Source organism: Natrinema sp. CRL1, assembly GCF_059162405.1.
The window spans coordinates 294476-319250 of sequence record NZ_JBLVOY010000002.1 but is presented as its reverse complement, the minus strand read 5'-3'; the positions used below and the strand labels follow the sequence as shown (position 1 = coordinate 319250).

The following is a 24775-nucleotide window of genomic DNA, read 5'->3' as shown; positions in this document are numbered from 1 at the left end:
ATGGCGGGTGACTCCGTCTCGACGCTGATCCTGTTCATCGCCGCGATGTTGGTCGCGGCCGGCGTCGCCGGGACGCTGGTGACCAACGTCAACGAACTCAGCAACTCGGTCGATGCACAGAGTTCCGACGTGACGGACAAGATCGATACCGACATCGAGATCATCAGCGATCCGGGGAGCGATGCCGTGTACAACGCTGACGGCGCGGAGAACGTTACGATCCTCGTGAAAAACACCGGCCAGAAGACCCTTTCCGACGACGGGACCGGACTCGACGTGTTAGTCAACGGCTCGTACGTCTCGAGCGGGGCGGTGACGGTCACGGTCCAAGACGGCGGCGGTCCGTGGCGACGGGGCACGGTCGCCGCACTCGAGATCGATCGGTCGCTCGCGACCAGCGAGGAACACCGGGTGCAGGTGACGGTCAACGGCGCGGAAGAGGTGTTCGAATTCTACGTCTCATGACAGAGTACCACTCCATCGGACTGACCGGGCGGGATCGCGTGAATAACGCCATCGGCGGCGGGATCCCAGCGGGGAGTATCGTCCTCATCGAAGGCCAAGACGGCGCGGGCAAGAGCGCGCTCTCCCAGCGGTTTTCCTACGGGATGGCGACCGAAGACGCCTACGTCACGTACGTCTCGACGGAGCTGAAGTCGTGGGAGTTCGTCCAGCAGATGAACTCGCTGTCCTACGACGTGGTCGATCTGCTGTTGGACGAGCAGTTGCTGTTCCTGCACGCGAACGTCGACACTCGCAACGAGGGACAGGAACGGCAACTGTTGGGTCGCCTCGCGAGCGCGAAGACGCTCTGGAAGGCTGACGTCGTCTTCGTGGATACGCTGTCGTCGCTCCTGCGGAACGATCCGAACTACGAGGCGGTCATCAACGAGGGCGACGAGGACCACGTCATCCAGCGGCTCGTCACGTTCCTGCGGCAGGTGACCATGCGGGACAAGTCCGTCGTCCTGACCGTCGATCCGACGAGCGTCCGCGACGACGCACTGCGACCGCTGCGAAACGTCGCCGACATCTACCTCGAAATCGAGACGAACACGGTCGGCCAGGAGATCAGACGGAAGATCCTGGTCCGGCGGTTCCAGAACATGAAGAACCCGGTCGACGACTCCATCGGCTTCAGCGTCCAGCAGGGCCGCGGGCTCTCGATCGTCAGCAGGACGGTGGCCTAATGTCCGACTTCGGCACCGCTCGACTCGAGAGCGAACTCGACGGGCTGGCCGACGAGTATTCCCACCTCCGGGAACACCTCGAGTGGTTCAACGAGGAGTACGGCGAGTACCCAAAGCTCATCGACGAGCCAAGCGGTGAGTGGGAGTCGGATCGGCCCAACGTCATCTACGAGGCCGAGGCACCGATCTTCTGTCACGTCCACGGCGATCTGGGGATCGACACCACCTACTACTGCGTCGAGCCGACCCTCGAGGACGAGGACAAGGCGCTGTACAACCGCATTCGACAGCGGATCCTCGACAAGAGCGTCACCCGGCCGGCACCGGGCAACGACGAGGAGTTCGAGGAGCATTTAGACGAACTCCTAGACGAGGTCGTCGAGGTCACGTCCGGGATCACCGGGCAATCGATCGGCCGGCTCAAGTCCTTCGGGACGAGCAAGATCGCACTCTCGAGCAACCAGTTCACCCGACTGCGATACCAGCTCCAGCGCGACATCGTCGGGCTCGGCCCGCTGGAACCGGTGATGGTCGATACGGCAAACGAGGACATCCACGTGATCGGGCCGAAGCAGTGTTACCTCGATCACGGCACCTACGGGATGATCTCGGCGACGGTCGACTTCGGCACGCCCGAAGAGTTCGAGCAGTGGCTGCGCAACATGGGCGAGCGGATGAACCACCCGGTCAGCGACTCCGATCCCGTGATCGACGCGACCCTGCCCGACGGCTCGCGTATCAACATCATCTACTCCGACGACGTCTCGGTGCAGGGACCCTCGCTGACCATCCGGCAGGGCGAGGAGATCCCACTGTCGGTCTTCCAGATCACGAAGTGGGGGACCCTGAGCCCGGAACTGGCCGCGTACCTCTGGCTCTGCCTCGAGAACGAACAGACCGTCTTCGTCGTCGGCGAGACGGCCTCGGGGAAGACAACGACGCTGAACGCCGCGCTCTCGTTTATCCCGCGGGACGCGAAGATCTACACGGCCGAAGACACCGCGGAGGTCATCCCGCCGCACAACACCTGGCAGCAACTGCTCACCCGCGAGGGGTCGGGCGACGAGTCGGCCGACGTGGACATGTTCGATCTGGTCGCCGCCGCACTGCGGTCCCGTCCCGACTACATCGTCGTGGGTGAGGTCCGCGGGGCGGAGGGTCAGATGGCGTTTCAGGCCGCCCAGACCGGCCACCCGGTCATGCTGACGTTCCACGCCAGCGACATCGTCTCGATGATTCAGCGCTTTACCGGCGCACCGATCAACGTCCCCGAGACGTTCATGGACAACTGCGACGTCGCGCTGTTCCAGAACCGGGTCAAACAGGGCGATGACGTCCTCCGGCGGGTGACCTCGGTCCAAGAGATCGAGGGCTACTCCGACTACGAGGGCGGCGTCGTCACCCGCCAGGCGTTCAAGTGGGACCCCCGCGACGACGAGGTCGCATTCACCGGCCGCAACAACTCCTTCGTCCTCGAGGAGCAGATCGCGACGCTGCTTGGCTACGAGGACACCCGGAAGATCTACGACGAACTCGACCGCCGAGCGGAGATCATCCGCCAGCTCATCGACGCCGACGTGCTCGGCTACCACGAGGTCAACGACGCGATCGCCGATTTCCAACGGGACGGCCTCGAGGGGCTGCCCATCCGGATCAGCGGCATCGATCAGTTCGCCTGAGATTACCATGTCGACCGACTCCCAGTCCGCGCCCGATATGAGCGCTCGATCGGCCCTCGAGTCGCTCAACATGGCGTACGCGAACATGGAGATGTCCGCCTCGCGGTACCTCCTACTCATTATCGCGCCGGCGTTCGTGTTCTTCCTGGGCTCGGGAGTGGCGGTCCTCGCCCTCGGGCTCTCGTTGATGCTCGGGCTCCCGGTCGTCCTCTTGGGGCTGTTGGCGATGGTCGTCGCGATCATCTACCCCAAACTGGCCCAAGACCGCAAGCGCAAGCAGGTCCGCCAGCGCTTTCACCTCTTCTTGACCCATATCACGGTCCTCTCGATGACGAACATCAACCGGGTCGAGATCTTCCGGACGCTGGCTGAGGAAGACGAGTACGATGCCCTCGCCGAGGAGATGGGGCATCTCGTGGCGATGGTCGACACGTGGAACCAGAGCTTAGACGATGCCTGCCGGCTGCGCGCCAAACAGACCACGAGCCCGCTCCTGACGGACTTCTTGGAGCGACTCGCCTATACGGTCGGCGGCGGCCAGCAGATCAGCGAGTTCCTGATGGACGAACAGGACACGATCATCCAGCAGTTCGTCACCCGCTACGAGGCCGACCTCGCAAAGCTCGACGTGATGAAGGAGCTGTACATGTCGATGATGCTGTCGGTGGCGTTTATCCTCGTGTTCGCGATCGTCCTGCCGATCCTGATCGGGACGAATCCGACGGTGCTGATCGGCGGCACCATCGTCATGTTCTCGATCGTCCAAGTGGCCTTCGTCTACGCGATCCACGTGGTCTCGCCCTACGACCCCATCTGGTACATCGAGGAGACCGAAGGGACCGGCCCGCTGACTCGAATCCCGCGGGCGCTCGCGATCGGGATCGGGTGTAGCGTCGTCCTCGCGATCGTCATGGTCCTCGCCGCGCTCGGGTTCGTTCCACCCATCGCAAACCGCGTTCCGCTGCCGATCATGGCCGCGATCCCCGTCACGCCGCTGTTGCTTCCCGGCTGGCGGATGCGCCAAGAGGAACAGAAAGTCAAGGTCCGCGACGGGGAGTTCCCTAGTTTTATCCGCGCTCTCGGGGCCGTCGAGAGCGTCAAACAGACCTCGACCGGCAGCGTCTTGGAGAGCCTGCGGCGCAAGGACTTCGGGGCCCTGACCGACAACGTCGACGCGCTCTACAAGCGGCTCAACATGCGGATCGACGACATCCGCTCGTGGCGGCTGTTCGCCGCCGAAACCGGCTCCTACCTCATCCAGAAGTTCGGCGACATGTACGTCGTCGGTCGCCAGATGGGCGGTGACCCGCAGGTGCTCGGCCAAGTCATCAGCGAGAATCAGAACGAGGTCCTCAAAGTCCGCGAGCAACGCCAGCAGGCGACAATGACGCTGATCGGTGTGCTCTACGGTATCACCGCCGCCGCCGTCTTCTCGTTTTTCGTCGGCCTCGAGGTCGTCGAGATCATGATGAACATCACGAGCGAGATGAACTTACAGGAACAGAGCGACGTCGCCGGGAGCCTGCTCAGTACCGAACAGTACAACATTCAGACCATCGAGTACCTGCTGATCCTGACGATTCTCATCAACGCCGCGCTCTCGGCAGTCATGATTCGTATCACCGACCGCGGTCACATGATCAGCGCCCTGGTCCATTTCGTCATCATGACGTGGCTCGGTGCCATCATCGCCGTCATCACGCAGTACGTGGTCAACGTCGTCATCAGCGTCTGAGACGGGTGGTGTGGGTTCGAATCGCTTCCGTGCTGGACTCCGAACGCCGACTCGAGCACCGGCGTTGACATCCTCCCGCGCCTGAAGACGCGAGAATCCCACGGCACCGCACCGCTGAGTTGGGATATTATGGTTTGCAGTCTACCACCTCTACCCGAGGTTGGAATCCTTGGGAGAGGTCATGAAGGTAGACTTCGGGCTGTGCCAACCAGCCGGTACTCCTATCTCCACCCAAATCGGGTGTAGACTCGGAGTTACTTTCGTTGTTGATGTTGAGACGGATGTTCTCCGCCCCGTTCACATCAGCGTTGAACGCATCGTCGTGTTCCTCACACACGTACAAGCCCCGTTCGATACGCTGACTATCGTCCGTCCTACCACATACACAACACGTCTTACTCGTGTCGCGCTCTGAGACTTCTACGACTTCGATTCCCTCGACTTTCGCCTTGTATTCGAGGATGTTTGAGAACTTATCGAACGCCCATCCGTGCAGGTCGAGGTTCCCGTGCTTGCCCCAGTTCTTTGAGTCACCGTTTTCGTCTTCGCGGACACCAGCGAGTTCCCCGACGTTGATACGCCCAACACTGTTCTCGATACATCGCTGGACGATGTGTTTAGCGAGGCTATGGAAGAAGTGTGTGCGACGCTCCGACCACTTCGCGTGGAGTCGAGTGGCCCGTTCACCACCAGAATCATCGCACTTGGCGATTTCTTTCGGGAAGTAGTATCCGTCCTGTTTCAGGCGATTGCCGGGGTAGAGGTCGGCTTCCTCCGTACTGTACGAAACAGCAGCAAAATTACAGATACCGAGGTCGATACCAGCCGTCTCGTTGCCGGGTACGGTGGGTGTCTCGATCTCGTCTTTGCAGACGAGGTGCAGTTCCCACCGCTGTTTCGCCTTGTCGTAGACTGCTCTGACTTGCTGTAGGTTCTCGACCGTGACGCCGGGGCGTGTCTCGTATTCGACAAGGATGTATTCCCACGCTTTCGGGTGTTCCTTGTGGTTCGCGCCCTTCGACAGACGAACGCGGTTGTTCGTGGCGTCGTGGCGGATGCCGTTCTGCTTCCACGTCACCGTTGACCGAGGGTGTTCTTCGTGGACGCGACGGCCTTCCGAGTCGTAGTAGTTTTTCTTGCGGTAGCCGGGCGGATTCGCTCGACTGTCAGATTTCCTCTTCCCGTACCACGAGTTGAAGGCTTCAGCGAGTTCCTCCAGAACGCGCTGACTGGACTGACTATGCAGTCCCTTGTACTTGTTGTGACCTTTCAACTCGTCTTTGAGGTCTCCGTGGTCGGGTATCTCGCCCGTTTCCTCCCAGACTTCTCGGGAGTGGTAGTTGGCGACGTTCCAGAGTTTGCTGGCCGACCATCCATGCCAGTCGAGCGAGTCCTCTACCTGACTGTGGTTGAGGATTTTGGCTCGGTGGGTGCGATGGACTTCCAGCATTCTGAACGTCTGTATAACCACTTATACTTGCTTCTCTTGTAAAGGTTCGGTTTGAGAACGGTGGAATATCCGACCCTGCCATCGACGGTGGGTTGTGGAGGAGTTGTCGGACTCATCCCGCGCCTAAAGGCGCGGGTATTCTCCTCGATTCTGTATAATTCGGTTCGCCGTCACGGCAGCCGTTTCCGTTGGCGACTCATCGCTCGTAATGACGCGAATCTTCTTGACCGTTCCACGGTTGAAATAGCAATAGACCGGCGACGCCGGCTACACATGTCAGACTCACAGCCCTATCTCGAGACGCTCGAACGATCGGCCGGGCGAACCGACGCCACCATCCAGTGGGCGCGCTTTCTCGGCGAGACCTTCGGGACGACGGGCGCGTTAAATTGCCTGCGCTACTACGAGGATCTGGGCTGGATCAGCCCGCTCGTCCGCGAGCAGATGACCTCCTACCTGCGCGGGCTCTCGCTCGGCGAGATTCACAACAAACGCTACGACGAACCGACAACGCTCGAGTACCCCCTCGAGTCCCTGAGCGGGACGCTCTTTAGTGCACACGCCCAGAGCCTCGAATACATCTCGAAGATCCGAGGCGACGACCTCGAGGAACACGTGATGATCGCCCGGATGGCCGAACGGCGAGTCGAACGGCGGATCGACGACGAGGACGACGCGGACGCCGACGAACCGAACGAGATGGTCAGCATTATCCGCGACGGCCCGTCATCGTACTGACCGTTTATCCGGCAACTGGCCACAACAGTTATCAAGGTGGTTTTCTCGAGCCCAGAAGTGGAAATATCCAAAACAAATTCTGCATATATCGTCATTTGTCTGCTTTTTTCCGACGGTCCCGGCGATCACGATACGAGTCGTCCACTAATCAGTTATTATGTTATTCACGATGTTTTGATTTATAGGAAAACAAGATCGTTCGGCTCCCTGTCCCTTAATACCTCCCGGCGTCAGGGACACAGTACTCGTGAACCCGTTCCGTCTTCGATCGCTTGCCGGTTTGCGTGACCGGTGGCTCCAACCGGGACGCTCACGACACCCCCATCTGGTGATCGTCAATGCGTGAGGACACATCCAACACCGAATCCGTGCTCGACGAACTGTCGAGGGCGGCGACTGCGGACAACCAGTCGGAATCGTACGATATCTCCCTCGGATCGACCGACGACGGGACGAAAGACATCGAACGCGAACTCGACGAGCTGATGGAGCAAGTAAACAGCGCGCTCCCGACCGACGAGGTCCAGTTCGACGAGGCCATCATCAAGGAGAACTTGGACGAAATCCTCCTGATGCTCATCGCGCTCCACGAGGAGACCCACGGCAAGGAGCTCCTCTCGGACCTGACCCACCTCTTCGGTGCACAGCTCAGCCCGGGGACCGTCTACCCGAGCCTGCACAACTTAGAGGAAGAGGACGTGCTCTCGATGCACGCCAAGGTGCGAACCAAGGAGTACTCAATCGATGACGAGGAGTACGTTCGCGCGACCGTCGAGCGAACGATGGTCCAGCATCTTGCCTTCGGACTCCTGTTGTACGCCTTCCTGCCCCGACTCTGAGCTAGCTGTATTTTCGTTTCGTCAATACTCCCTCGAGAGAGCGATCGCTGTCCGGATACGAGAGTGTAGCGTAAGAACCGCGATCGCAGCCGCTCTTCGGACGGCGATCCGGTCTGAGCCGCCATCGGTGACCGCTCGATCGTCGTTGTCGGTTCCCCTGTGGTTAGGACTCCTCGAGATCGTTCGCGATCTCGCTCAGGCTCTCGCTTGGCGGTTCGCGGGCGTCGTAGTACGCCGTCTCGCCGGGCGCGCGACAGCCGTAGAGGAACTCCGGTTCGACGACGTCGATCAACACCGAGCCGCCCGCCGGCACGTCGTGGTCGTCGGTCCACTCGGTCAACCGGTCGGTCGCGCCGCTGGGGTCTCGCGCCAGATCCGGCGTGTCATAAATACCCGGAATCGACAGCTCGTCGCCCGTCAGCGCGCGTTCGACCCGTGCGAAGCGTTCCTCGCCGTCAAGCGAGACGCGGACGACCTCGTCGGTCGGGAACTGGTCGCAATCGTCGGCCGGCACCTCGAGTTTGACCCCCGTCGGCGTCTCCGTACACGTCGCTCGAACCGTGTCTACAGCGGGGTGGTCGCTCGCAATTCTGTCTGACATGAAAACGAATCGGAATGAAATCGACGCTGCTTACTCGTCGTCGGCGTCGCCGAGCAGTTCGTCGACGTCGGTGCTACCGCGCTCGGTGATTGAGGCGTTGACCTGTGCGACGGCGTCGGAAATCTCGCGGCCGCGGACGGTGATTCGGCGGCGCTCGCCGTCGCGGGACGGCTTGTAGCCCGTCTGCTCGCCGGCCATCATGACTTCTTTCAGGTTCGGTCCGGCGACCTCGGCGTTGAGCGGGCGGCCGGCCTCGTCGGAGCCACCGGTGATCTCGAGCGTGTAGCCGTCGAGACCGACCGATCCGCCGTCGACCTCGTCGCCGATCGACTTGCCGATGAATCGGTTCGCGTCTTGGTCCTCCGCCTCGAGCTGGTGGGACGACCCGGACTCAGGGTCGCCGACAACGACAGTGAAACTTGCCATGCCCGACGGAAGACGGCCGTCGCTCAAAAGAACATCGATCCCGCCGAAATTTTACGCTGCGGTCTATCGCGCTCGCGACCACCGCGAGCGCGATGTCCCTCGGTAAAATTTCGATCAAAAGCACTCCTCCCTCCGTTTCGACCCCTTCGGGGTCTCCACATCGGTCGTCGGCCCGCTCGCTCACCCTCCGGGTTCGCTCGCGGCGGGTTTCGGTGAACTGCCTGCCCTTCCCCGGGTCGGACGGCTCTCGCGTTGCTCGAGCCGTCCTCCCGGCCACTACGATCGGATTCAGCCGTATTGGGTCTGCTCGAACAGTCAAGTAGATCGAACGCCTACGAGGAATCGTGTTCATCGATCCCGGGCGACTCGAGGTGCGCTTGCGCAAGGAGTTCGGCGGGACCAGCGGGCAGTCCCGGGTAGTCGTTCGGCAGGCCGTCGATCTCGCCGATTCCGGCCAGTACGAGGCCGATATGGGGGAGACGCTGACGAACGATCTCCTCCTCGAGGAGTTAGCGGACGCTCCCGAGGGGACCCCGTCAGAGCGGTGGAACTGGTGGATCGGGTCGCTCGAGATTGCATACGGTGGCTACGGCCGGTTCGGGATCCGCGCGTATCGGAAATAGCCGATCGATTCGGATGGCAACACAGATTGTCTTGGGCGACGTACGATGCCCTATGAGTGAGCTGTCGCGACCCGTCTGGCCGGCGTATCCGCTGTCCGCGCTCGTCGCCGGGCTCGGCCACTGTTATCTCGGCCGGTGGAAACGCGGCGGGATCTGGTTTGGCTGCTACGGGCTCGCGCTCGCGTTCCTGAGCGCGCGGTCGCTGTCGGGCGCGCTCGACCCGGGCGATCCGTTCGTCGTCACGGCCCTGCAGTTCGACGCGGTGAGCTACACCGACGTGGCCGTGCCGCTTGCGATCCTGCTTATTTGCTTGCTCGATGTCTACCTCATCGGACTGGCCGAACGGGCCGGCATTCCGGCGGCCGGGGCGGAGGATCGACACTCGAACAGTTCCTAACGGCGACTCGAGCCGTCGACGCGAAGAAAACGGTTCGTGACCCGACCGGTGTCGCCGCGTAGTTTTTGTGCGCGTCCGGCAAAGGGTGGGTATGGGACGACTCAGCTCCGTCCTGCTGAAGGGGGTCGGCGTTCTCGTGCTCGCGCTTATCGTACTGAGCGTCGTCGGAACGATCGTCGGGATCGCGCTCTCGGTCGTCGCGGCCGTTCTCTCGGTGATCGTGTCGCTCGCGATCATGGCCCTGTTCGCGTTGGCAGTCGTCGGACTGTTCTCGATACTCAGCGGACGCTCGAGCGCCACCGAGGAGCCGGATTCGAAACGACAGCCGGCCGACCAGCCCGATCCTGAGGAACGCCTCCGTTCCCGGTACGTCGCCGGCGAACTCGCGGACGAGGAGTTCGAACGCGAACTCGAGCGACTCCTCGCGGACGAGCGACGGAGCCGAACAGAGGGCGGCCGATCGGGCGCACACACCACTGCGAACGAGACGCGACGGCTCCGCGATCGGTAGGCTGGCGCTGTCCGCAAGCCCCCGATACCCGTCGGCTGGAACCAACGGAGGCAAGCCACGCGAGCCCCGAGGGGAGTCATAATGGACGTTCAGTTCCTAGGCGGTGCCGGCGAAATCGGCCGGAGCGCGATCTACATCGACGAGACGCTCCTGCTCGATTTCGGGATGGACTCGGGGAACCCGCCGGCGTTCCCGATCGGCGACGTCGATCCCGAGGCCGTCGTCGTCAGTCACGGCCACCTGGATCACGTCGGCTCGATCCCGACGCTCCTGTCGGGTGACGCGCGGCCGTCGATCCACTGGACGCCGCCGACCTACGACCTCACGATGGTCCTCGCCCGCGACACGCTGAAACTCCACGGCGGCAGCTACGACTGCCCGTTCACCGAGGCGGAACTTGCCCGCGTCGCCGAAGTCTCCGAAACCCACGGTTACGAGGAGAGCTTCGAGGTCGCCGGCTACGAGATCACCTTCTTCGACGCCGGCCACGTTCCCGGCAGCGCCCACGTCCTCGTCGACAGCGCGGGACGGAGTCCCGCGGGCAATCGGACGCGGTCCGATGACGACGGCGAGACGCGACTGCTCTACACCGGCGACTTTCACATCGAGGGACAGCGGCTGCTGGCGGGTACCACCGCGCGGCCCGACGCTGACGTCGTCCTCTGTGAAAGCACCTACTCCGACGTGACGCGCCCCCCGCGCGAAAAGATCGAACGCGAGTTCGTCGAGAGTCTTCGTACAACGATCTGGGAGGGCGGCACCGTCGTCGTCCCCGCGTTCGGCATCGGCCGCACGCAGGAGGTGCTCTGTCTCTGCGAGGAGTACGACCTCGAGTGCTACGTGGACGGAATGGGGACGCATGTAACGGAACTCTTCTTGCGCGAGCGAAACCGCGAGTTCCTGCGCGATCCGGACCTGCTGCGCCGGGCGAAGGGCAACGCTCGATTCGTCGACGGCCGCGACGGCCAGCGCAAACGGATCGCCGAACAAAACACCGTCATCGTCACCACGAGCGGGATGCTCCACGGCGGCCCAGCCATGACCTACGTCCCCGCGATCCGCTCCCATCCGACGAACAAGATCGCCATGACGGGCTACCAGGTCGAGGGGACGCCCGGCCGCGACTTGCTCGAGACCGGGAGCGCCGAAATCGACGGCCGGATGATGCCGGTCAGCGCACAGGTCGAGCAGTACGACTTCTCCGCGCACGCGGACCGCGAGGGGTTATACTCGTTCCTCGAGGCCTACGAAGACGCGCGGGTGCTCGTCAATCACGGCGACCGCTGTGAGGCGTTCGCCGCGGAACTGCGGGCGGACGGCTACGACGCGGCCGCGCCCGAACTGGGCGAGCGGATCGAGTGCTGATCGGGTAGCCAGACGGGCGCGACGGCGACTCCGATCCGGCACGTTCAACGGGTACGGTTTTGCCGCAGGTCGTGGTTATCGCGTGCGTGACAGACTCTGATTCGAACGCCGGCCCCGAGCGCGAGACCGACCCTGCGGAGCTCGAACTGAGCGACGCCGAACAGGCGGCGCTCCACGAGCTCCAGTTAGGAATCGAGCACGTCCATCGGGCTTACGGCACCCTCCTCGAGTTCCACCACGAACTCGGCCACGCGATGGACCGGATGAGCAACGCTGAGGAGGAACTGCGCGAGGCCGGCCACGAAGAGTGGGCCAACGACCTCCGGGACGACCACCTCCCCGCGGGCGCGATCAGCGACCAGTGGACGTTCGAACTCGTCGAGGAGTTCTCGACCGAGTTCCTCGAGGACGTCGACGCCTTCGAGACGCGTGTCCGGGACGAACTGGCCGACGGCATCGATCACGTGACCGAACGCCAGCAGAAACAGCAGTTGCGCGACCGCGCTCGAAGCGAAGAGTAGGCGGCCGGCCATGGGCCTCGACTACGGCCCCGCAGCGGGCGCTCACGAGAGGGGCCACTCCACCGACTCGTCACTGCCGTCGGCATCAGATGTGGTCGAAGCCGCATCTTCGTCCTCCGGCTCCGCTTCCCCGTCGTCCTCAGTCGCGGCCGCGGCGACGGCCTCGGATGCCGACGCCGTCGCCGGCCCCTCGGTCGTGACCGCGCCCGTCTCGGTCTCTGACGCCGATTCGGACGCCTCGGAAGCGGAGTCCTGGTCGTCGCTCTCGTCGACGCCTGACGGCAGCGCCGGCGGCTCGAAAACGTAGACGAGGCCGCCTTCGCGGACGACGTACAGCTCCCGCTCGGGATCGAAGACGATCGCCGCCTCGAGGTCGATTCCGAACTCGGCCAGTGCCGACAGCGAGTCGAGATCCGCCCGTGGCCCCTCGAGGGCTTCGTCTGGCAGCGGCGCGGTCGCGATCGCGTCGCCGAACCGCTCGCGGTCGTCGCGGTACGCGAGCCACTCACGCTCGGCTGCCGACGGGTCCGGAACCCGGTACGAGACGACCGCGAGACCCGCGAGCCCGCCGAGACCGAGCGCCGCGAGCAGCGGGCCCCCGACGCTCCGTACCGGGCCGACCGAGGCGGGGACGGTTTCGGTCACGGACTCCGCCTTCGTCTCATCGTACGAGTTCCCGTCCTTGAGTCGGTAGGTGCCCGAGTCGGCAACGATCGGCACGCGGTAGCTGTCCGCGGCCGTGCGCCGCTCGCCGGCGATGGTGCCGTCGATCTCGCGCTCGAACTCGAGTGCGATCTCCGTCTCGCCCGGATCCGCCTCGAGTTCCCGTTCGATTTCCGCGATTTTCGCTTCGATATCGGGGACGGTAAGCGAGAACTGCGCGACGAGGCTCTCGCTCGGCGCGACGTTCTCGGCAGTCGTCGCGGCGAGGCGCTCCCGCTCGCTCCAGTAGACTGTCCCGTCCTCGGGGTCGACGGCGCGGTAGACGACATCGACCCGCAGTCGAACCCGGACGTTCTCGGCAGTTTCGGCCTCGTAGCCGCCGACGAACTCGCCATCGAGGGTCGGCGTTACAGCCGTGTAGTACAGCGACTCGTTCTCGAGTTCGGTGCCGGCGTCGTGGACCGGCGACGGGTCGGTGACCGTCGCGCCGTGAGAGAACCCGCCCGTCGCGGTCCACACGGGCTCGCGGTCCCGGACCGTCTCCTCGCCGGGATTCGCGTAGGCACCGTAACTGGCCCATCCGCCGAGCGCGAGCAGGACCACGAAGACGACCGCGGCCACGGTTCGATACTCCGCCAAGCGGGCGCGGAGCCGCACGCGTCGCTCGGCGCTCGCTTCCGCATCGTCAGATTCGGTTGCTCGAGTCGACATTGCTCAGTATAGCCTCCGGAGGATGGATCGGGTGGTCCGACAACGGCGACGGATCGCCGCTCGCCTCGATCGGGGGTCCCCGGGTCCGGAGAGGAATCGCCCGAGGCCGTACGTCCCGGTACCGAGCACGGAGAGGATCGTTACGAACGGCAGCCGCGGGTGAATCCCGTGGAGGGCGTCGATAACCGGGGCCGGGAGCACGTACAGGTAGCGATACTCGGTGATATAGGTCGTGTAGTGGCCGGTCTCGTCGGGTGCCGTAATCGAGACCGTGACCGACGTTTCGTCCTGCGGGCCGACGGCCGTCCGATCGGGAGTCGTGGTCACGTCCGGACCGCCGGCCTCGACGTAGGAGATCGTCGGGACGAAGCCGCCGTTGGTGACCGGATACGGAACGTCGGCGGTCGTTCCCCGCTCGATGACCAGCGGGCGCTCAGACTCGAACTCCGCGCTGATGACATCGTAGGACTGCGTCCCGGCCGGGACGACCATCGCCGCAGCCGCGGCGGCAACGACTAGCAGCGCGAACCCAACCGAGAGCAAGCGGGGGTCGATCCACTCGCTCTCGTCGTCGGCCCCGCGCGACTCGAGGGAGGGCGTCCGCCGTTCACGGACCGTCTCGACGGCGTACAACGCGACCGAGAGTCCGAGCAAGACTGTCGCCAGCCCCGACGATCCGAGGATCGACCGCGTCCCCACCGCGGACGCCAGCCTCGTCTGGACGCCCTCGAGCGCGTCGCTCGTGGTCATCACGGCCGTACCGAACTGAGGGATCGTCACGACGTTGCCGTTGACCTGCCACGCGGTCGCGACGATCTGGGCGTCCCGAACGGGGGGTTCGTCCCCGTCCTGATCGGTAAACGGATTGGCGTCACCGCGTGTCACGTACCCCCGCGGCGTCTCCTCGACCACGCGGTGGGTCGTCAGCCCGCCGCCGTGGATCTCCTCGGCCTCGAACACGATGACATCGCCCGGCTCGGGGTCGCCGGTCAGGTCGTTGGGGATCGCAACGAAGCCGTCTCCAGTGTCGATCGTTGGCTCCATACTCCCTGTCTCCACGAACCCCAGCAGGATCGGCTGTCCGAGCACCTGCCCCGAAACGAGTCCGATGAGGACGATAAGTGCCAGCCCCTGAATCCCCCATTTCACTCCCTGTCGAATCATTCGTCGCTGTCACCTCCCGTTCGATGTCGGTACGTCAGCACGGCGGTCCCGCGACGGCGCGAGCCGGATCCGCCGATTCGGACCGTAGCGATCACGGTGATCGCACGCCGGGACCCATCCGTCCGCTGTCCGTCCCCTCCTCACCGTCCGCCTCCCCCTCGAGGGCCGTCGTTACCCACACGCTCACTTCCGAAACGAAGGTCCGGTTCTCCGCGGCCCCGTCGATATCAGCGTCGACGTGCAGGTACGTCAGATTCCGCCGAACGACCAGATACGTCGGCGACGATGCCTCCTCGCAATAGCTGACGGCCCGCTCCTCGAGACTCCCATCGGTACTCGCCGCAGTGAACGAGAGCCGATCGCCGACGGACGGAATCGCGAGCGTCTCGGCGTCGTAGACCGCCTCGAGGAGGTCGTCCGAACCGACCTCGTAGACGTACAGCGAGAGCTGGTCGTATGCCGGTTCGATCTCGGGCTCGTGGTCGCGCTCGTGTGCGGATACCATGATCGACCTGCGTCTCGTCTTCGCCACCGCAAACTCGTGGCGTCCGTCTCCCGATACATCACGTCACGCCGTTCTACCCGAAGAGAAACGGGACGGTCCCATTGTAATCCGGCCGTTGACCGTTCGCTGGAGTCGGTCAACGAGCGGTCTCGAACACGGCCGAGCGGTCTCACTCTCGTTGACCGCTCGAGGCCGCCGGTAATCGTCGGATTTCGTCCCGCACTGACTCCCGTAACGCGACGACCGCCGGACGGGACTGACCGCGCCGTTACAGCCCCGCGAGGGCGGTTACCAGCAGATACGCGTTCCACGTCGCGGCGAGCAGCCACACGGTCGCGAGCGCGGTCGGTACGACGCGTGTCACGTAATCCGGGGCGATCCGATCCGGCGCTCGCACGACGGCGGCGGCGATCGACAGTCCGATCGCGACGGCTCCCGCTTTCAGTCCGACCAACCCGAGAACGCCGACTGTCTCGAGGACGAACGTCCCCGCGGGGTTCGATTCCGCGAACCCGAACTCGAGCCCGCCGACGGTCGTCGCCAGATCCGCCGCGATCGCGACCGGGACTGCGAGCCAGAGCCATCGATCGAGCGACGTCCGGCCAACGATACTCGAGAGGGAGCCGAGTGGTCGGTCGTCCGGTTCGGCTGTCAGCGACTGCAGGTAGCGTCGTAGCGTCGGTCCGTTCATGGCTTCGAGTTGGTCCCTCGTCGCCGCCTCGCGTCTCGGTTGCTCGAGGCGTCGGGTTCGACGCGCGAACAATCGATTTCCGTCGGCAGTGCAGCCACGGTGGCGCGGGAGCCGAGCACAGCGTCCGGGCGACGAGCGTCGGTCTGCGTACCCGAACGAACGATCTGTCGGGTGATTGTAATACGCTCGTTGAGCGAATCGACACGTAGTCGGCTGCAGGTCAACAGATGACTGCCGGTCCGAAACCGGACGAATCCGGTGAGGGGACATCGACCGTTCGAAGCTGCTGCTCGAGGTGCGGTCTCGAGACTGAAATTCGCAGATTTCGATGACTGGGTAATCGGTGCTTCCGAATCGTGGTCTCGGTTACCAGAAAAAGCGTGATGCTGGCGCTACCCGGAGAACAGGCGTTCTAGTTCCGCGTTGATCGTTTCTCTGTCTAGCTCTTGGCCCTCGAGGTCGAAACCCTCGCCGTCCATCTTCTTTTCGTAGTCGCTGAGCGTCGGTGCTGAATCAGACATTATCGGTTTCCTCCGCGGTGATTTCGATCTGGTCGTCGACGATGACGGAGTCGACCGCGCTTTCGGGAAGCGCGAACGCCGCCAGCCCGAAATCGATTTCGTCGCCGGGCGACAGCGTCGAAACGGAGATGAGGTTGCTCTCCCACGGCGGCCACTCGAGATCGACCTCGATCCCGCCGGCCTGTGGCACCAGAAGGACACCCAGAACGCCGTCGAACCCCTGCCAGTCCACGTCGCCGAAGGCCAGCGGCGTGACTTGGAGTTCGATATCCTGGGTCCCCTGATTCCGAATCTGGAAGATCTCTTCGATCCCCGTAACGGCGTTGGCGTTTAGACCCTCACCGCCGGCGAGACCGTCGCCGATATTGTCGTTGTCTCCGGTGAGAGAGATCGCAAGCGCGTCGCTGCCAGTCGTGTCGACGTAGTTGCCGTTCGGGCCGTCTCCGGGCTGGATCCCGAGATACGCGCTCGCGTCGTCAGCGACGGTAACGCCAACGTCGCGCTCGGCCTCGACGCTGCTGAACGCGCCGGTGCCGAGCGCGAGGCTGCCGCCGGCGGCGAGCGTGCCGACACTCAGGACGAATTTGCGTCGTTCCATGTCAGTTGAACCCGGTTACGTCGATTCCGCGGTGAAGGTCACGGAATCGAGCAGCGTATCGCCGTCGCCGAGTCCGCTGTCTTCCGTGTCGACTTTGACGCTGACCTTCGTGCTCTCTCCCGGTTCGAGGGTAGTATCGCTGTCCGAAAGAGGACTCACATTCTTATAGTCCCCATTAGAGGGGTAAAACTCGACCATATCCTCATGACTGTCACTGCTGTCGCCGCTGGACTTCGAAATCGACACGTCGACCTTCTGAGTCCCCTGATTTTCGACGACGAACAGGTTATCGATCTCCGTGACAGCGTCGGGATTGACGCCGGTACCACCTTTGTCCGTTTCGTTGTTCGAGCTGAGGTTGATCGTCAGCGTTCCGCCGTCGCCGTCGTCGGTGACGTACTCCGAGTTCGCACCGCCAGTGCCCTCGAGGCGCAGGTATGCTGAAGCGTCGTCGGCGACTTCGACGTCGACGTCCCGCGTTGCAGATACGCTCGAGAACGCGCCCGAACCGACGGCCGCGGCTGCTCCCGATGCCAGTGCTCCCATTCCGATGACGAATTTGCGTCGTTGCATTGTTGGATTCTCCGTGTGTGGTGTGTCTCTCGCGGGCGACCGCACGTCCGCTCGCACGGCAACTCGTCGCTCGCCCTGATCCCCGCCGCGGGGACCACGAATCATCGGTGGACGGAACAGGATATTGTAATACAGACGTGGAGGAGAGTCCGTGGCGCGTTATAATTCGGTCAACTGACCGCGTACCAAAATCGGCCGGCCGTATCGGATCGATTGCTCGCACCCAAGGTCGGGTCAGTCGGCCGACGACTGCGGTTCGGCGACCGTTGACTCGCGGTCAATCGACTCGAGACCGGAGTGAAAACGCGGTCCGAGACCCGTTGACCGGCGGTCAACAGTGTACTGAACGGCCCCGGTTCGAGTCGTCGGCCGATTGACTCGCGGCCGGATCGACCGCGACGAGGGCGCGACTCGAGCGGGCTATATAGGACTACTAGTTAATTTTCCCCTGAGTAATGCAAGTATCCAATAGACTTATCTACGGAAGTGTTGACTCCGCAACCGAATGGGGGGAAGCCAAGCGAGCGCGGCCGGGGAGATCGACGTATCGCAGCCGAATCAGGAGACGTTGACCGAGGACGAACTCTTCGAACTGCTGGCGAATCAGCGGCGACGGCACATCCTGCACACGCTCATGCGGGAAGACGACCGACTCGATATCGGGGACATCTCACAGGAGATCGCCGCGTGGGAAGATGACATGGCGTTCGAGGAGGTCTCGAGTACCGACCGGAAGCGGGTCTACACGGCGCTCCAGCAGTCACACCTGCCGAAGATGGACCGGGCGGGCGTCGTCGAGTTCGATCGCGATCGGGGGACGATCGAGCCGACGCCGGCACTGGAAGACGTCGAGATTTACATGGACGTCGTCCGTGGGCGCGAGATTCCGTGGAGCGACTACTACCTCGGGCTGACGGCGCTGTCGGGTATCCTGTTCGCCACGTCGGTACTCGGCGTGCTACCGTTCGGCCCGCTCCCGTCGGCCGCCTGGGGCGCGTTCGTCATCGTCTCCTTTGCCGTCTCCGCGGTCGCACACCGCTACTACGCGCGGCGGAGCAGGCTCGGGATTACGGACGAACCGCCGAGCGTGGAACTCGAGTACCGGGAGCCGTCGGCGAGCGACGACTGATGGATCGACGACCCGCAGCCGCGAGGGCCGTATCGCAGCCACTGGACTCGAGGAGACACATATGAAGCGGACGAGACGCGCTGCACTAGCGATGATCGCGGGCTCGAGCAGCGTCCTCACCGTTGAGACGATCGGCTTCTCGATGGCGGGCGGCAACCGGGATCTACGGGTCGAGACCGTCAGCGATGCGGACGCCTATCTCGGACTGACTGCGGAGGGGGTCGAGGACGGCGGCGTGCTGTTCGAGGGCGACACGCGTTGCCCGCCCGTCGCGTTCGACGTCGTCAATCAGTTGCCCGAGCCGATCACGGTCACGCTCTCGGCCGAGGAGTTGGAGTTCCTGTCGGCCGACGGCGAGCCGGTCGCCGACGATCGGTTCGTCCGAGGAGCGACCGAAAGAGAGCGTCTCGGCCCCGGCGAGCGAATCGACGCCGTCACCGTCGGCCTGCCTCCGGGAGACGACGGGACAGGCGGCGAGACAGTGACGGGAACGATCGGGATCGTCGCCGAAGGCGCAGAAACTCGGATCGAGGCCGATCGCAACCTGACACTCGAGCGACCGGCGATCACGGTCGGGGCGGCACAGCTTGATGTCTCGCAGTCCGCTGGCGGCGGCTTCGACCACCGCTGGCACCTCGAGAACGTCGACACCGGTGGCGTCGCACTCGAGCGGATTCACTTCGATTACAGCGCCATCGAATCCGACAGGGCGCTCGATTTCACCGCCGCGGACGAGCTGTCGGTTTCGGTCACGGTCGACGGCAGGGATCGCGCGGCGTCGATCGACCGGCGAACGGCCGCGACGCTCGAGGTCGTCCTCGAGTCCCCGAGCCCGATCGATTCGGATGCGGTCGAGATCGTGCTGGCAAACACCGGACCACCGGGGAGTCCCGGCGGCGGCCACGATTCGGCGAGCGGCGTAGTACTCGAGTTCGTCGGTCGCACGGAACGCACCCGCATCGAGGGCGTCTGGCGTCGCTCCCGACGCGACAGGCTATAGCTGGTCGATGATCTCGTCGGCGAACGTCGACAGCGCCGCTTCTTTGTCGTCGTTTCGGATCCCGATAATCGCGTGATCGAGGCCGTAGTCCGCGAGCCGAGCGAAGTAGTCCCGGAACCACTCGATACCGGCGTTGAACCCGAGGTGGAGGGGTTCGGGGTCGGCCGTCGGATCGTCGGCCAGTTCGACCTGTACCGCGATGGCGAACGGTTTCTCGCCCGCGGCCTCGCGCCAGTCGGTCAGGTAACTCTCGAGCGTGTTCTCCGGGAGGTGGTAGAACAGCCAGCCGTCGCCGTGGTCGGCGATCCACTCGCGGGACTGGCGGGCGTGGCCGGTGGGCAACAGCGGGAGCGTCTCGGTCGTCGGCTTCGGGACCACCTCGAGATCGCCCTCGAGGCTACCCCACTGGCCCTCGAGTTCGGGGAACTCCTCGCGCCAAACCGTCCGGATGGCATCGACGGACTCGCGGAACAGCCGGCCGCGCTCCTCGCGGTCGACGCCGAAGGCGGGGTACTCGGGGTCGCGGTCGCCGGAGGCGACGCCGAGGACGAGCCGCCCGTCCGAGAGCTGGTCGACCGTCGCCGCGGACTTGGCGACGTGGAGCGGGTGCCGGAGCGTGAGGACGACACTCGAGGTACCGAGCGCGATGTCGTCGGTGTGGGCGGCGACGTGTGAGAGCCACGGCCACGTGTCAAAGGACTGGCCCGCATCGCCGAACTTCGGCCAGTAGGTCGGAACGTCTCTGGCCCAGAGGCCGTCGAACCCGACCGCCTCGGCGTGATTTGCGAGGTCCAGTTCGGCCGCGACGGTCGGCGTCGAGCGGTTCGTCCCCGTGAGCGGAAAGCCGACGCCGAAGGTCAGCCCGTCGCTGTCGAACAGGCGTCGGTAGCCCGCGTTCTCGTGTCCACCGGCTGGCATTCGGTCGTGCTATCGGGCGAAGCGGTATGACGATGGCGCTGTCCGACCGCCGTTGCCGGTTTCGATCGGGTTGGCCGCCGATTTCGGGAGCGGTGACGGACGGAGATGGATCTCGAGAGAAGGAAAGAACGAGAACGCCGTCACTCACCAGCGGACCAAAAAGTGAAAACCGCAGACCGCGAGTGCAGCCGAGTCGTCGGGTGCCGATCAGTCGTCAGCGGGCGTTGCGCCGCTGCCGCCTTCGGCCTGCTCTTTCGTCCAGGACAGCTTGCCGCCGGCCGCGAGGATTGCGCGCTCGCGCTCGGAGGCATCGAGCGTCGCCGTGTACTCGTCGCCGTTGACGCGGACGGTGAACTCCTCCTGTCCGCTGGTGACGGCGTCGTAGACGTCGTCGACGATCTCGATCTCGTCGCCCTGATCAATCGACTCGTAGGTGTCCTCGTCGATCGTCAGCGGGACGATCCCGAAGTTAAAGAGGTTCGCGCGGTGGATGCGTGCGAAACTCTGTGCGAGGACGCCCTCGATGCCCAGATACATCGGACAGAGGGCGGCGTGCTCTCGCGAGGAGCCCTGGCCGTAGTTCTCGCCGGCGACAAGGAAGCCGCCATCGGCCTCGAGCGCGCGGTCGGCGAAGGTGTCGTCGACTCGGGAGAGGGTGAACTCGCTGAGCTTGGGGACGTTCGACCGGTACATCAGGATGTCCTGGGTTGCAGGGATGATGTGGTCGGTCGTGATGTTGTCCTCCATCTTCAGGAGCGCCTCACCGGAGATGTCCGATCCGAGCTGGTCTTTCAGCGGGACGTCGCCGATGTTCGGGCCCTTGATGAGCTCGTCGTCGACGGCCTCGTCGGGGCTGATGAGGTCCGTCTTGGAGCCGTCGTACTCGTCGGGGAGCTCGACGCCGGGGGCCTCGAGGTCGCCGAGTTCGTCGGCGAGGTTGCGCGGGTCGACGATTTCGCCCTTGAGCGACGCGGCGGCCGCGACCTCCGGCGAGCAGAGGTAGACGTTGTCGTCTTCGATCCCCGAGCGACCCTCGAAGTTGCGGTTGAAGGTTCGCAGGGAAACGGAGTCCGAGGAGGGGACGTGGCCGATGCCGATACAGGCACCACACGTCGCCTCGGAGAAGTTGACGCCAGCGGCCATCATCTCGGCCACCCAGCCCTCGCGGGCGAGCATCTCGGAGGCCTGCTTGGAGCCGGGCGCGACGATCGTGTCGGTTTCCATCGAGGTCTCGCGACCCTCGAGCATCTTGGCGACGGGGAGGATGTCCTCGTAGCCGCCGTTCGTACAGGAGCCGACGATGACCTGCTCGACGGACTCGCCTTCGACTTCGCTGACGGGAACGACCTTGTCCGGCATCGAGGGCTGTGCGATCAGCGGCTCGAGGTCGGAGAGGTCGACGACGATCTCGTCGTCGTACTCGGCGTCGTCGTCGGGCTGGATCTCGGTGTACTCCTCGCCGCGGCCGACGCGCTGGAGGTAGTCCTCGGTCTGCTCGTCGGTCGGGAAGATCGAGGTGGTTGCGCCGAGTTCCGTCCCCATGTTCGTGATGGTCATCCGCTCGGGTGCAGTCAGGGTTTCGACGCCCGGACCGGTGTACTCGAGGATCTTGCCGACGCCGCCCTTGACGGAGAGACGACGGAGCATCTCGAGGATGACGTCTTTCGCGGTGGCCCACTCGGGGAGCTCGCCCTCGAGGCGGACGTTGACGACTTCGGGCATCTCGATGTAGTACGGTGCGCCGCCCATGGCGACGGTGACGTCGATCCCGCCAGCGCCGATGGCGAGTTCGCCGAGGCCGCCGGGCGTCGGGGTGTGGGAGTCCGAACCCAGCAGCGTCTTGCCGGGTGCCGCGAAGTTCTCGCGGTGGACGTTGTGGCAGATACCGTTACCGGGTCGAGAGAAGTGAGCGCCGTATTTGCCGGCCGCAGAACGGAGGAAACGGTGGTCGTCGGTGTTCTTAAAGTCGAACTGATATGTCTGGTGGTCGCAGTACTGCGCTGCGATCTCGGTCTGGACCTCGTCCAGCCCCATCGCTTCGAACTGGAGCCAAACCATGGTCCCGGTCGTGTCCTGAGTAAGCACCTGGTCGATCTCGATTCCGATCTCCTCGCCGGTCTCGAGTTCGCCCTCGACGAGGTGGTCGTCGAGAATCTTTTCGGTGAGAGTCTGTCCCATAGCACCTCTAACTCGGCTTTCCGTCCTGATAAATCCAGCGTGTTTCTATCAGGGTCGACCGCTACAATCTCCGCAAAATGGATCCGGTTCGAGTAAGTATTGCCGTGCAGGTGACCGTTCGTTCCGGCGAGACGGCCCACACTGCAACATGTTCGCATAATTCTGTCAGGTGAGGTCCCGTGGCGTACGAGACGTTAGCGTATCGACGGGCCGTCGCGAACGGATACGCTTTTCCCGTCGCCGCGGCGTTGGGTGGACAGAGACCGTCATGTTCCGCTCCGGTGCCTTCGTTGCCGACCACGTCTCGCCGACGACCGATTCCCAGGTCCAACCCAACGGGGTGGATCTCACCGCTGACGTCGTCTTCGAGCAACTGGAACCGGGCCGCATCGGCCGGGACGGAAAACAGATCGGCGACCGGATCGCCCGCCCGCTCGAGGAACTCGAGCAGAAAGAGCCCGCCACCTACTATCTGCCCGAAGGGGCCTACATCGTCCGATACACGGAACGGATCGAAATCCCCGAGGGCCACATCGGCTTCGTCTACCCCCGCTCGTCGCTCATGCGCAACTCCTGTATGCTCAACACCGCGGTCTGGGACGCGGGCTACGAGGGCCGCGGCGAGGGCCTACTGCAGGTTCACCACGACATCGAACTCGAGCGCGGGGCTCGGATCGCGCAGTTGGTGTTCGCCGAAGCGAACCACGAGGACCTCTACGACGGCAGCTATCAGGGCGAAAACGTCGAGTGATCGAGGAATCACCGTGTGGCTCGTGTGATACCGTCGTCGACTCGGCGATGGTCCCAACGGCGTCCGCCGCGGCGACTGCGTCGAGTGCCGGTTCGCGTACCGTTTTGCCCGTGCCGCTCGTCCGCCCGAGCGAGAACCGATGATGGCGACCACCCACGTATTCACCGGACTGGCGGTCGTCGCACCGGTGGCATACGTCGTTCCCGAGTTCGCTGGCGCGCTCGCGATCGGCGCGATCCTCGGCGGACTGGCCCCCGATTTCGATCTCGTGTTCACCCATCGACGGACGCTGCACTTCCCGGTGGCCGGACTCGCGATGGCTATTCCCGCAGTCATCGCCGCCGCAGTCGTCCCCGCAGCGCTCACGGTCGGCGTCGCCGCGTTCGCCGTCACCGCGTGGCTCCACGCCGCGAGCGATTCCCTCGGCGGCGGGCCGGAGATGGACCCGTGGAACGAGCGCACGGAGCGCGCGGTCTACGACCACGTTCGCGGGCGATGGCTCTCTCCCCGGCGGTGGATTCGCTACGACGGCGCGCCCGAGGACGCCGTTCTCGGCATCGCGCTCGCGATCCCGGCGCTGCTCGTCTTCGACGGGTGGCTCACCACCGTGATCGTCGGCGCGGCGGTCGTCTCGCTGGTCTACGCGCTCCTCCGCCGGCAACTGGTCGCGTGGACGCCCGATTGGCTCGAGTGACCGGCCGGTTTCGGACGTTCGTCTCGAGCGGACTATCAGTCGATCGGAAGTCGGAACCCTGATACGGCCGCTCTCCGAGCGACCCCGTATGGTCGACGTGCTCGTCGCCAGAACGATACATCTGGTCTTTGCCGCACTCTGGGCCGGTAGCGTCTGTTTCGTTGCCGCCGTCGTCATCCCGCTCGCACGCGACGGTGCGTTCAATACGACTCGACCGCTCGAGGTCATCTCCGGAAAACTCACGACGGTTTCGCGGGTGAGTTCGCTCCTTCTCTTTCTCACCGGCGGCCATCTGGCCGGCCGAACGTACACGACTGAGACGTTGTTCGGCTCGACGAACGGCCGATTGGTGATCGCGATGGTCGCGCTCTGGCTGATCCTGACCGCGCTCGTCGAGATCGGCACGAAACGATTCGAGGCCGGACTCACCGGAAAGAAGATCCGCGAACCGGCCCGCGAGGCGCTGCCAGTGTTCCGGGCGGCGGCCGTAGCCGCACTCGGATTGCTGATCGTCGCGGGGCTGCTCTCGGCCAACGTCGCCAGCCTCTTCTAGCTGCAGGTGGTCGGTTTTTCGGCGGCGAACCTCTTAGTAATGAACATTCTT

At 64.1% G+C, this 24775-nt stretch carries 28 protein-coding genes; 16 read left to right on the top strand and 12 right to left on the bottom strand.

From position 1 onward, the window contains the following. Genes arlG through arlJ form a run of 4 tightly spaced genes read left to right on the top strand, consistent with a single transcriptional unit; the run spans window position 1 to window position 4604 of the window. The gene (gene arlG / locus ACJYUO_RS07310; RefSeq protein WP_494344731.1) at window positions 1-465 is read left to right on the top strand and encodes an archaellum stator protein ArlG; all 465 of its coding nucleotides are present in this window, start codon (window positions 1-3) and stop codon (window positions 463-465) included. Next, complete coding sequence (gene arlH, locus ACJYUO_RS07305; protein ID WP_494344730.1) at window positions 462-1190, top strand: archaellum protein ArlH; 729 nt, start codon at window positions 462-464, stop codon at window positions 1188-1190. Before arlG ends, arlH begins: the two co-directional genes overlap by 4 nt. Continuing rightward, entirely contained in the window at window positions 1190-2869 is a 1680-nt protein-coding gene (gene flaI / locus ACJYUO_RS07300) for an archaellum flagellar ATPase motor FlaI (RefSeq protein WP_494344729.1), read from the top strand. The genes arlH and flaI overlap by 1 nt, the downstream gene beginning before the upstream one ends. Window positions 2870-2876: 7 nt before the next feature. Next, on the top strand, window positions 2877-4604 hold the full coding sequence (gene arlJ / locus ACJYUO_RS07295) for an archaellar assembly protein ArlJ/FlaJ (protein WP_494344728.1): 1728 nt from the start codon (window positions 2877-2879) through the stop codon (window positions 4602-4604). Window positions 4605-4731: 127 nt separating this feature from the next. On the opposite strand, the gene ACJYUO_RS07290 is transcribed toward arlJ, so the two are convergent. After that, window positions 4732-6054, bottom strand: coding sequence for an RNA-guided endonuclease InsQ/TnpB family protein (locus tag ACJYUO_RS07290; RefSeq protein WP_494345383.1), 1323 nt, complete (start codon window positions 6052-6054; stop codon window positions 4732-4734). 273 nt (window positions 6055-6327) lie between these two features. On the opposite strand from ACJYUO_RS07290, the gene ACJYUO_RS07285 reads away from it, so the two are divergent. Both ACJYUO_RS07285 and ACJYUO_RS07280 read left to right on the top strand, forming a co-directional pair. Beyond that, window positions 6328-6792 (top strand): FlaD/FlaE family flagellar protein, encoded by a 465-nt coding sequence (locus ACJYUO_RS07285; RefSeq protein WP_494344727.1) that lies wholly within the window; start codon window positions 6328-6330, stop codon window positions 6790-6792. 338 nt (window positions 6793-7130) lie between these two features. Next, complete coding sequence (locus ACJYUO_RS07280; protein WP_494344726.1) at window positions 7131-7631, top strand: helix-turn-helix transcriptional regulator; 501 nt, start codon at window positions 7131-7133, stop codon at window positions 7629-7631. Between the two features lie 163 nt (window positions 7632-7794). On the opposite strand, the gene ACJYUO_RS07275 is transcribed toward ACJYUO_RS07280, so the two are convergent. Beyond that, window positions 7795-8232 (bottom strand): DUF7112 family protein, encoded by a 438-nt coding sequence (locus tag ACJYUO_RS07275; protein ID WP_494344725.1) that lies wholly within the window; start codon window positions 8230-8232, stop codon window positions 7795-7797. Between the two features lie 30 nt (window positions 8233-8262). Continuing rightward, entirely contained in the window at window positions 8263-8658 is a 396-nt protein-coding gene (locus ACJYUO_RS07270) for a 30S ribosomal protein S6e (RefSeq protein ID WP_494344724.1), read from the bottom strand. Between the two features lie 344 nt (window positions 8659-9002). Between ACJYUO_RS07270 and ACJYUO_RS07265 the strand changes: the two genes are divergently transcribed. The 5 genes from ACJYUO_RS07265 to ACJYUO_RS07245 all read left to right on the top strand — a co-directional run bounded on the left by ACJYUO_RS07265 (window position 9003) and on the right by ACJYUO_RS07245 (window position 12075). Continuing rightward, window positions 9003-9281 (top strand): WNWW family protein, encoded by a 279-nt coding sequence (locus ACJYUO_RS07265; RefSeq protein WP_494344723.1) that lies wholly within the window; start codon window positions 9003-9005, stop codon window positions 9279-9281. 52 nt (window positions 9282-9333) lie between these two features. Further along, window positions 9334-9678 (top strand): hypothetical protein, encoded by a 345-nt coding sequence (locus ACJYUO_RS07260; RefSeq protein ID WP_494344722.1) that lies wholly within the window; start codon window positions 9334-9336, stop codon window positions 9676-9678. 91 nt (window positions 9679-9769) lie between these two features. Continuing rightward, window positions 9770-10189 (top strand): SHOCT domain-containing protein, encoded by a 420-nt coding sequence (locus ACJYUO_RS07255; protein WP_494344721.1) that lies wholly within the window; start codon window positions 9770-9772, stop codon window positions 10187-10189. Between the two features lie 81 nt (window positions 10190-10270). Beyond that, window positions 10271-11554 carry an MBL fold metallo-hydrolase gene (locus ACJYUO_RS07250; protein ID WP_494344720.1) on the top strand — a complete coding sequence of 428 codons (1284 nt, stop codon included), beginning with the start codon at window positions 10271-10273 and terminating at the stop codon, window positions 11552-11554. 86 nt (window positions 11555-11640) lie between these two features. Further along, entirely contained in the window at window positions 11641-12075 is a 435-nt protein-coding gene (locus tag ACJYUO_RS07245; RefSeq protein ID WP_494344719.1) for a hypothetical protein, read from the top strand. Between the two features lie 42 nt (window positions 12076-12117). Here the strand turns inward: ACJYUO_RS07245 and ACJYUO_RS07240 are convergent, their stop codons facing one another. The 7 genes from ACJYUO_RS07240 to ACJYUO_RS07210 form a co-directional block, all read right to left on the bottom strand. Further along, entirely contained in the window at window positions 12118-13449 is a 1332-nt protein-coding gene (locus tag ACJYUO_RS07240) for a DUF5305 domain-containing protein (protein ID WP_494344718.1), read from the bottom strand. A gap of 3 nt (window positions 13450-13452) precedes the next feature. Continuing rightward, window positions 13453-14613 carry a signal peptidase I gene (locus ACJYUO_RS07235; RefSeq protein ID WP_494344717.1) on the bottom strand — a complete coding sequence of 387 codons (1161 nt, stop codon included), beginning with the start codon at window positions 14611-14613 and terminating at the stop codon, window positions 13453-13455. 91 nt (window positions 14614-14704) lie between these two features. Continuing rightward, complete coding sequence (locus ACJYUO_RS07230; protein ID WP_494344716.1) at window positions 14705-15118, bottom strand: hypothetical protein; 414 nt, start codon at window positions 15116-15118, stop codon at window positions 14705-14707. Window positions 15119-15386: 268 nt separating this feature from the next. After that, window positions 15387-15809, bottom strand: a complete 423-nt coding sequence (locus ACJYUO_RS07225; protein ID WP_494344715.1) for a DUF5658 family protein — start codon at window positions 15807-15809, stop codon at window positions 15387-15389. Window positions 15810-16201: 392 nt separating this feature from the next. Continuing rightward, window positions 16202-16330, bottom strand: coding sequence for a hypothetical protein (locus ACJYUO_RS07220; protein ID WP_494344714.1), 129 nt, complete (start codon window positions 16328-16330; stop codon window positions 16202-16204). Next, window positions 16323-16928, bottom strand: coding sequence for a hypothetical protein (locus ACJYUO_RS07215; protein ID WP_494344713.1), 606 nt, complete (start codon window positions 16926-16928; stop codon window positions 16323-16325). The genes ACJYUO_RS07220 and ACJYUO_RS07215 overlap by 8 nt, the downstream gene beginning before the upstream one ends. Before the next feature lie 15 nt (window positions 16929-16943). Next, entirely contained in the window at window positions 16944-17501 is a 558-nt protein-coding gene (locus ACJYUO_RS07210) for a DUF1102 domain-containing protein (RefSeq protein WP_494344712.1), read from the bottom strand. A 505-nt stretch (window positions 17502-18006) separates the two neighbouring features. Between ACJYUO_RS07210 and ACJYUO_RS07205 the strand changes: the two genes are divergently transcribed. Next, the gene (locus tag ACJYUO_RS07205; RefSeq protein ID WP_494344711.1) at window positions 18007-18630 is read left to right on the top strand and encodes a DUF7344 domain-containing protein; all 624 of its coding nucleotides are present in this window, start codon (window positions 18007-18009) and stop codon (window positions 18628-18630) included. Between the two features lie 61 nt (window positions 18631-18691). After that, window positions 18692-19630, top strand: a complete 939-nt coding sequence (locus ACJYUO_RS07200; protein ID WP_494344710.1) for a hypothetical protein — start codon at window positions 18692-18694, stop codon at window positions 19628-19630. On the opposite strand, the gene ACJYUO_RS07195 is transcribed toward ACJYUO_RS07200, so the two are convergent. Both ACJYUO_RS07195 and ACJYUO_RS07190 read right to left on the bottom strand, forming a co-directional pair. Then, window positions 19625-20548, bottom strand: coding sequence for an LLM class oxidoreductase (locus ACJYUO_RS07195; RefSeq protein ID WP_494344709.1), 924 nt, complete (start codon window positions 20546-20548; stop codon window positions 19625-19627). The two genes, ACJYUO_RS07200 and ACJYUO_RS07195, sit on opposite strands and share 6 nt — an antisense overlap. A 207-nt stretch (window positions 20549-20755) precedes the next feature. Further along, window positions 20756-22726, bottom strand: a complete 1971-nt coding sequence (locus tag ACJYUO_RS07190; RefSeq protein WP_494344708.1) for an aconitate hydratase — start codon at window positions 22724-22726, stop codon at window positions 20756-20758. A 268-nt stretch (window positions 22727-22994) separates the two neighbouring features. On the opposite strand from ACJYUO_RS07190, the gene ACJYUO_RS07185 reads away from it, so the two are divergent. The 3 genes from ACJYUO_RS07185 to ACJYUO_RS07175 all read left to right on the top strand — a co-directional run bounded on the left by ACJYUO_RS07185 (window position 22995) and on the right by ACJYUO_RS07175 (window position 24724). Beyond that, window positions 22995-23477, top strand: a complete 483-nt coding sequence (locus ACJYUO_RS07185; protein ID WP_494344707.1) for a deoxyuridine 5'-triphosphate nucleotidohydrolase — start codon at window positions 22995-22997, stop codon at window positions 23475-23477. Window positions 23478-23616: 139 nt separating this feature from the next. Further along, window positions 23617-24171, top strand: a complete 555-nt coding sequence (locus ACJYUO_RS07180; protein WP_494344706.1) for a metal-dependent hydrolase — start codon at window positions 23617-23619, stop codon at window positions 24169-24171. Window positions 24172-24259: 88 nt separating this feature from the next. After that, window positions 24260-24724 (top strand): copper resistance protein CopD, encoded by a 465-nt coding sequence (locus ACJYUO_RS07175; protein WP_494344705.1) that lies wholly within the window; start codon window positions 24260-24262, stop codon window positions 24722-24724. Window positions 24725-24775: the final 51 nt, after the last annotated feature.

Bases quoted from the DNA above. Each gene is read 5' to 3' on its own strand.
- arlG (WP_494344731.1), top strand. From the start codon at position 1: ATGGCGGGTGACTCCGTCTCGACGCTGATCCTGTTCATCGCCGCGATG.
- arlH (WP_494344730.1), top strand. From the start codon at position 462: ATGACAGAGTACCACTCCATCGGACTGACCGGGCGGGATCGCGTGAAT.
- flaI (WP_494344729.1), top strand. From the start codon at position 1,190: ATGTCCGACTTCGGCACCGCTCGACTCGAGAGCGAACTCGACGGGCTG.
- arlJ (WP_494344728.1), top strand. From the start codon at position 2,877: ATGTCGACCGACTCCCAGTCCGCGCCCGATATGAGCGCTCGATCGGCC.
- ACJYUO_RS07290 (WP_494345383.1), bottom strand. From the start codon at position 6,054: ATGCTGGAAGTCCATCGCACCCACCGAGCCAAAATCCTCAACCACAGT.
- ACJYUO_RS07285 (WP_494344727.1), top strand. From the start codon at position 6,328: ATGTCAGACTCACAGCCCTATCTCGAGACGCTCGAACGATCGGCCGGG.
- ACJYUO_RS07280 (WP_494344726.1), top strand. From the start codon at position 7,131: ATGCGTGAGGACACATCCAACACCGAATCCGTGCTCGACGAACTGTCG.
- ACJYUO_RS07275 (WP_494344725.1), bottom strand. From the start codon at position 8,232: ATGTCAGACAGAATTGCGAGCGACCACCCCGCTGTAGACACGGTTCGA.
- ACJYUO_RS07270 (WP_494344724.1), bottom strand. From the start codon at position 8,658: ATGGCAAGTTTCACTGTCGTTGTCGGCGACCCTGAGTCCGGGTCGTCC.
- ACJYUO_RS07260 (WP_494344722.1), top strand. From the start codon at position 9,334: ATGAGTGAGCTGTCGCGACCCGTCTGGCCGGCGTATCCGCTGTCCGCG.
- ACJYUO_RS07255 (WP_494344721.1), top strand. From the start codon at position 9,770: ATGGGACGACTCAGCTCCGTCCTGCTGAAGGGGGTCGGCGTTCTCGTG.
- ACJYUO_RS07250 (WP_494344720.1), top strand. From the start codon at position 10,271: ATGGACGTTCAGTTCCTAGGCGGTGCCGGCGAAATCGGCCGGAGCGCG.
- ACJYUO_RS07240 (WP_494344718.1), bottom strand. From the start codon at position 13,449: ATGTCGACTCGAGCAACCGAATCTGACGATGCGGAAGCGAGCGCCGAG.
- ACJYUO_RS07235 (WP_494344717.1), bottom strand. From the start codon at position 14,613: ATGATTCGACAGGGAGTGAAATGGGGGATTCAGGGGCTGGCACTTATC.
- ACJYUO_RS07230 (WP_494344716.1), bottom strand. From the start codon at position 15,118: ATGGTATCCGCACACGAGCGCGACCACGAGCCCGAGATCGAACCGGCA.
- ACJYUO_RS07225 (WP_494344715.1), bottom strand. From the start codon at position 15,809: ATGAACGGACCGACGCTACGACGCTACCTGCAGTCGCTGACAGCCGAA.
- ACJYUO_RS07220 (WP_494344714.1), bottom strand. From the start codon at position 16,330: ATGTCTGATTCAGCACCGACGCTCAGCGACTACGAAAAGAAGATGGAC.
- ACJYUO_RS07215 (WP_494344713.1), bottom strand. From the start codon at position 16,928: ATGGAACGACGCAAATTCGTCCTGAGTGTCGGCACGCTCGCCGCCGGC.
- ACJYUO_RS07210 (WP_494344712.1), bottom strand. From the start codon at position 17,501: ATGCAACGACGCAAATTCGTCATCGGAATGGGAGCACTGGCATCGGGA.
- ACJYUO_RS07205 (WP_494344711.1), top strand. From the start codon at position 18,007: ATGGGGGGAAGCCAAGCGAGCGCGGCCGGGGAGATCGACGTATCGCAG.
- ACJYUO_RS07200 (WP_494344710.1), top strand. From the start codon at position 18,692: ATGAAGCGGACGAGACGCGCTGCACTAGCGATGATCGCGGGCTCGAGC.
- ACJYUO_RS07195 (WP_494344709.1), bottom strand. From the start codon at position 20,548: ATGCCAGCCGGTGGACACGAGAACGCGGGCTACCGACGCCTGTTCGAC.
- ACJYUO_RS07190 (WP_494344708.1), bottom strand. From the start codon at position 22,726: ATGGGACAGACTCTCACCGAAAAGATTCTCGACGACCACCTCGTCGAG.
- ACJYUO_RS07185 (WP_494344707.1), top strand. From the start codon at position 22,995: ATGTTCCGCTCCGGTGCCTTCGTTGCCGACCACGTCTCGCCGACGACC.
- ACJYUO_RS07180 (WP_494344706.1), top strand. From the start codon at position 23,617: ATGATGGCGACCACCCACGTATTCACCGGACTGGCGGTCGTCGCACCG.
- ACJYUO_RS07175 (WP_494344705.1), top strand. From the start codon at position 24,260: ATGGTCGACGTGCTCGTCGCCAGAACGATACATCTGGTCTTTGCCGCA.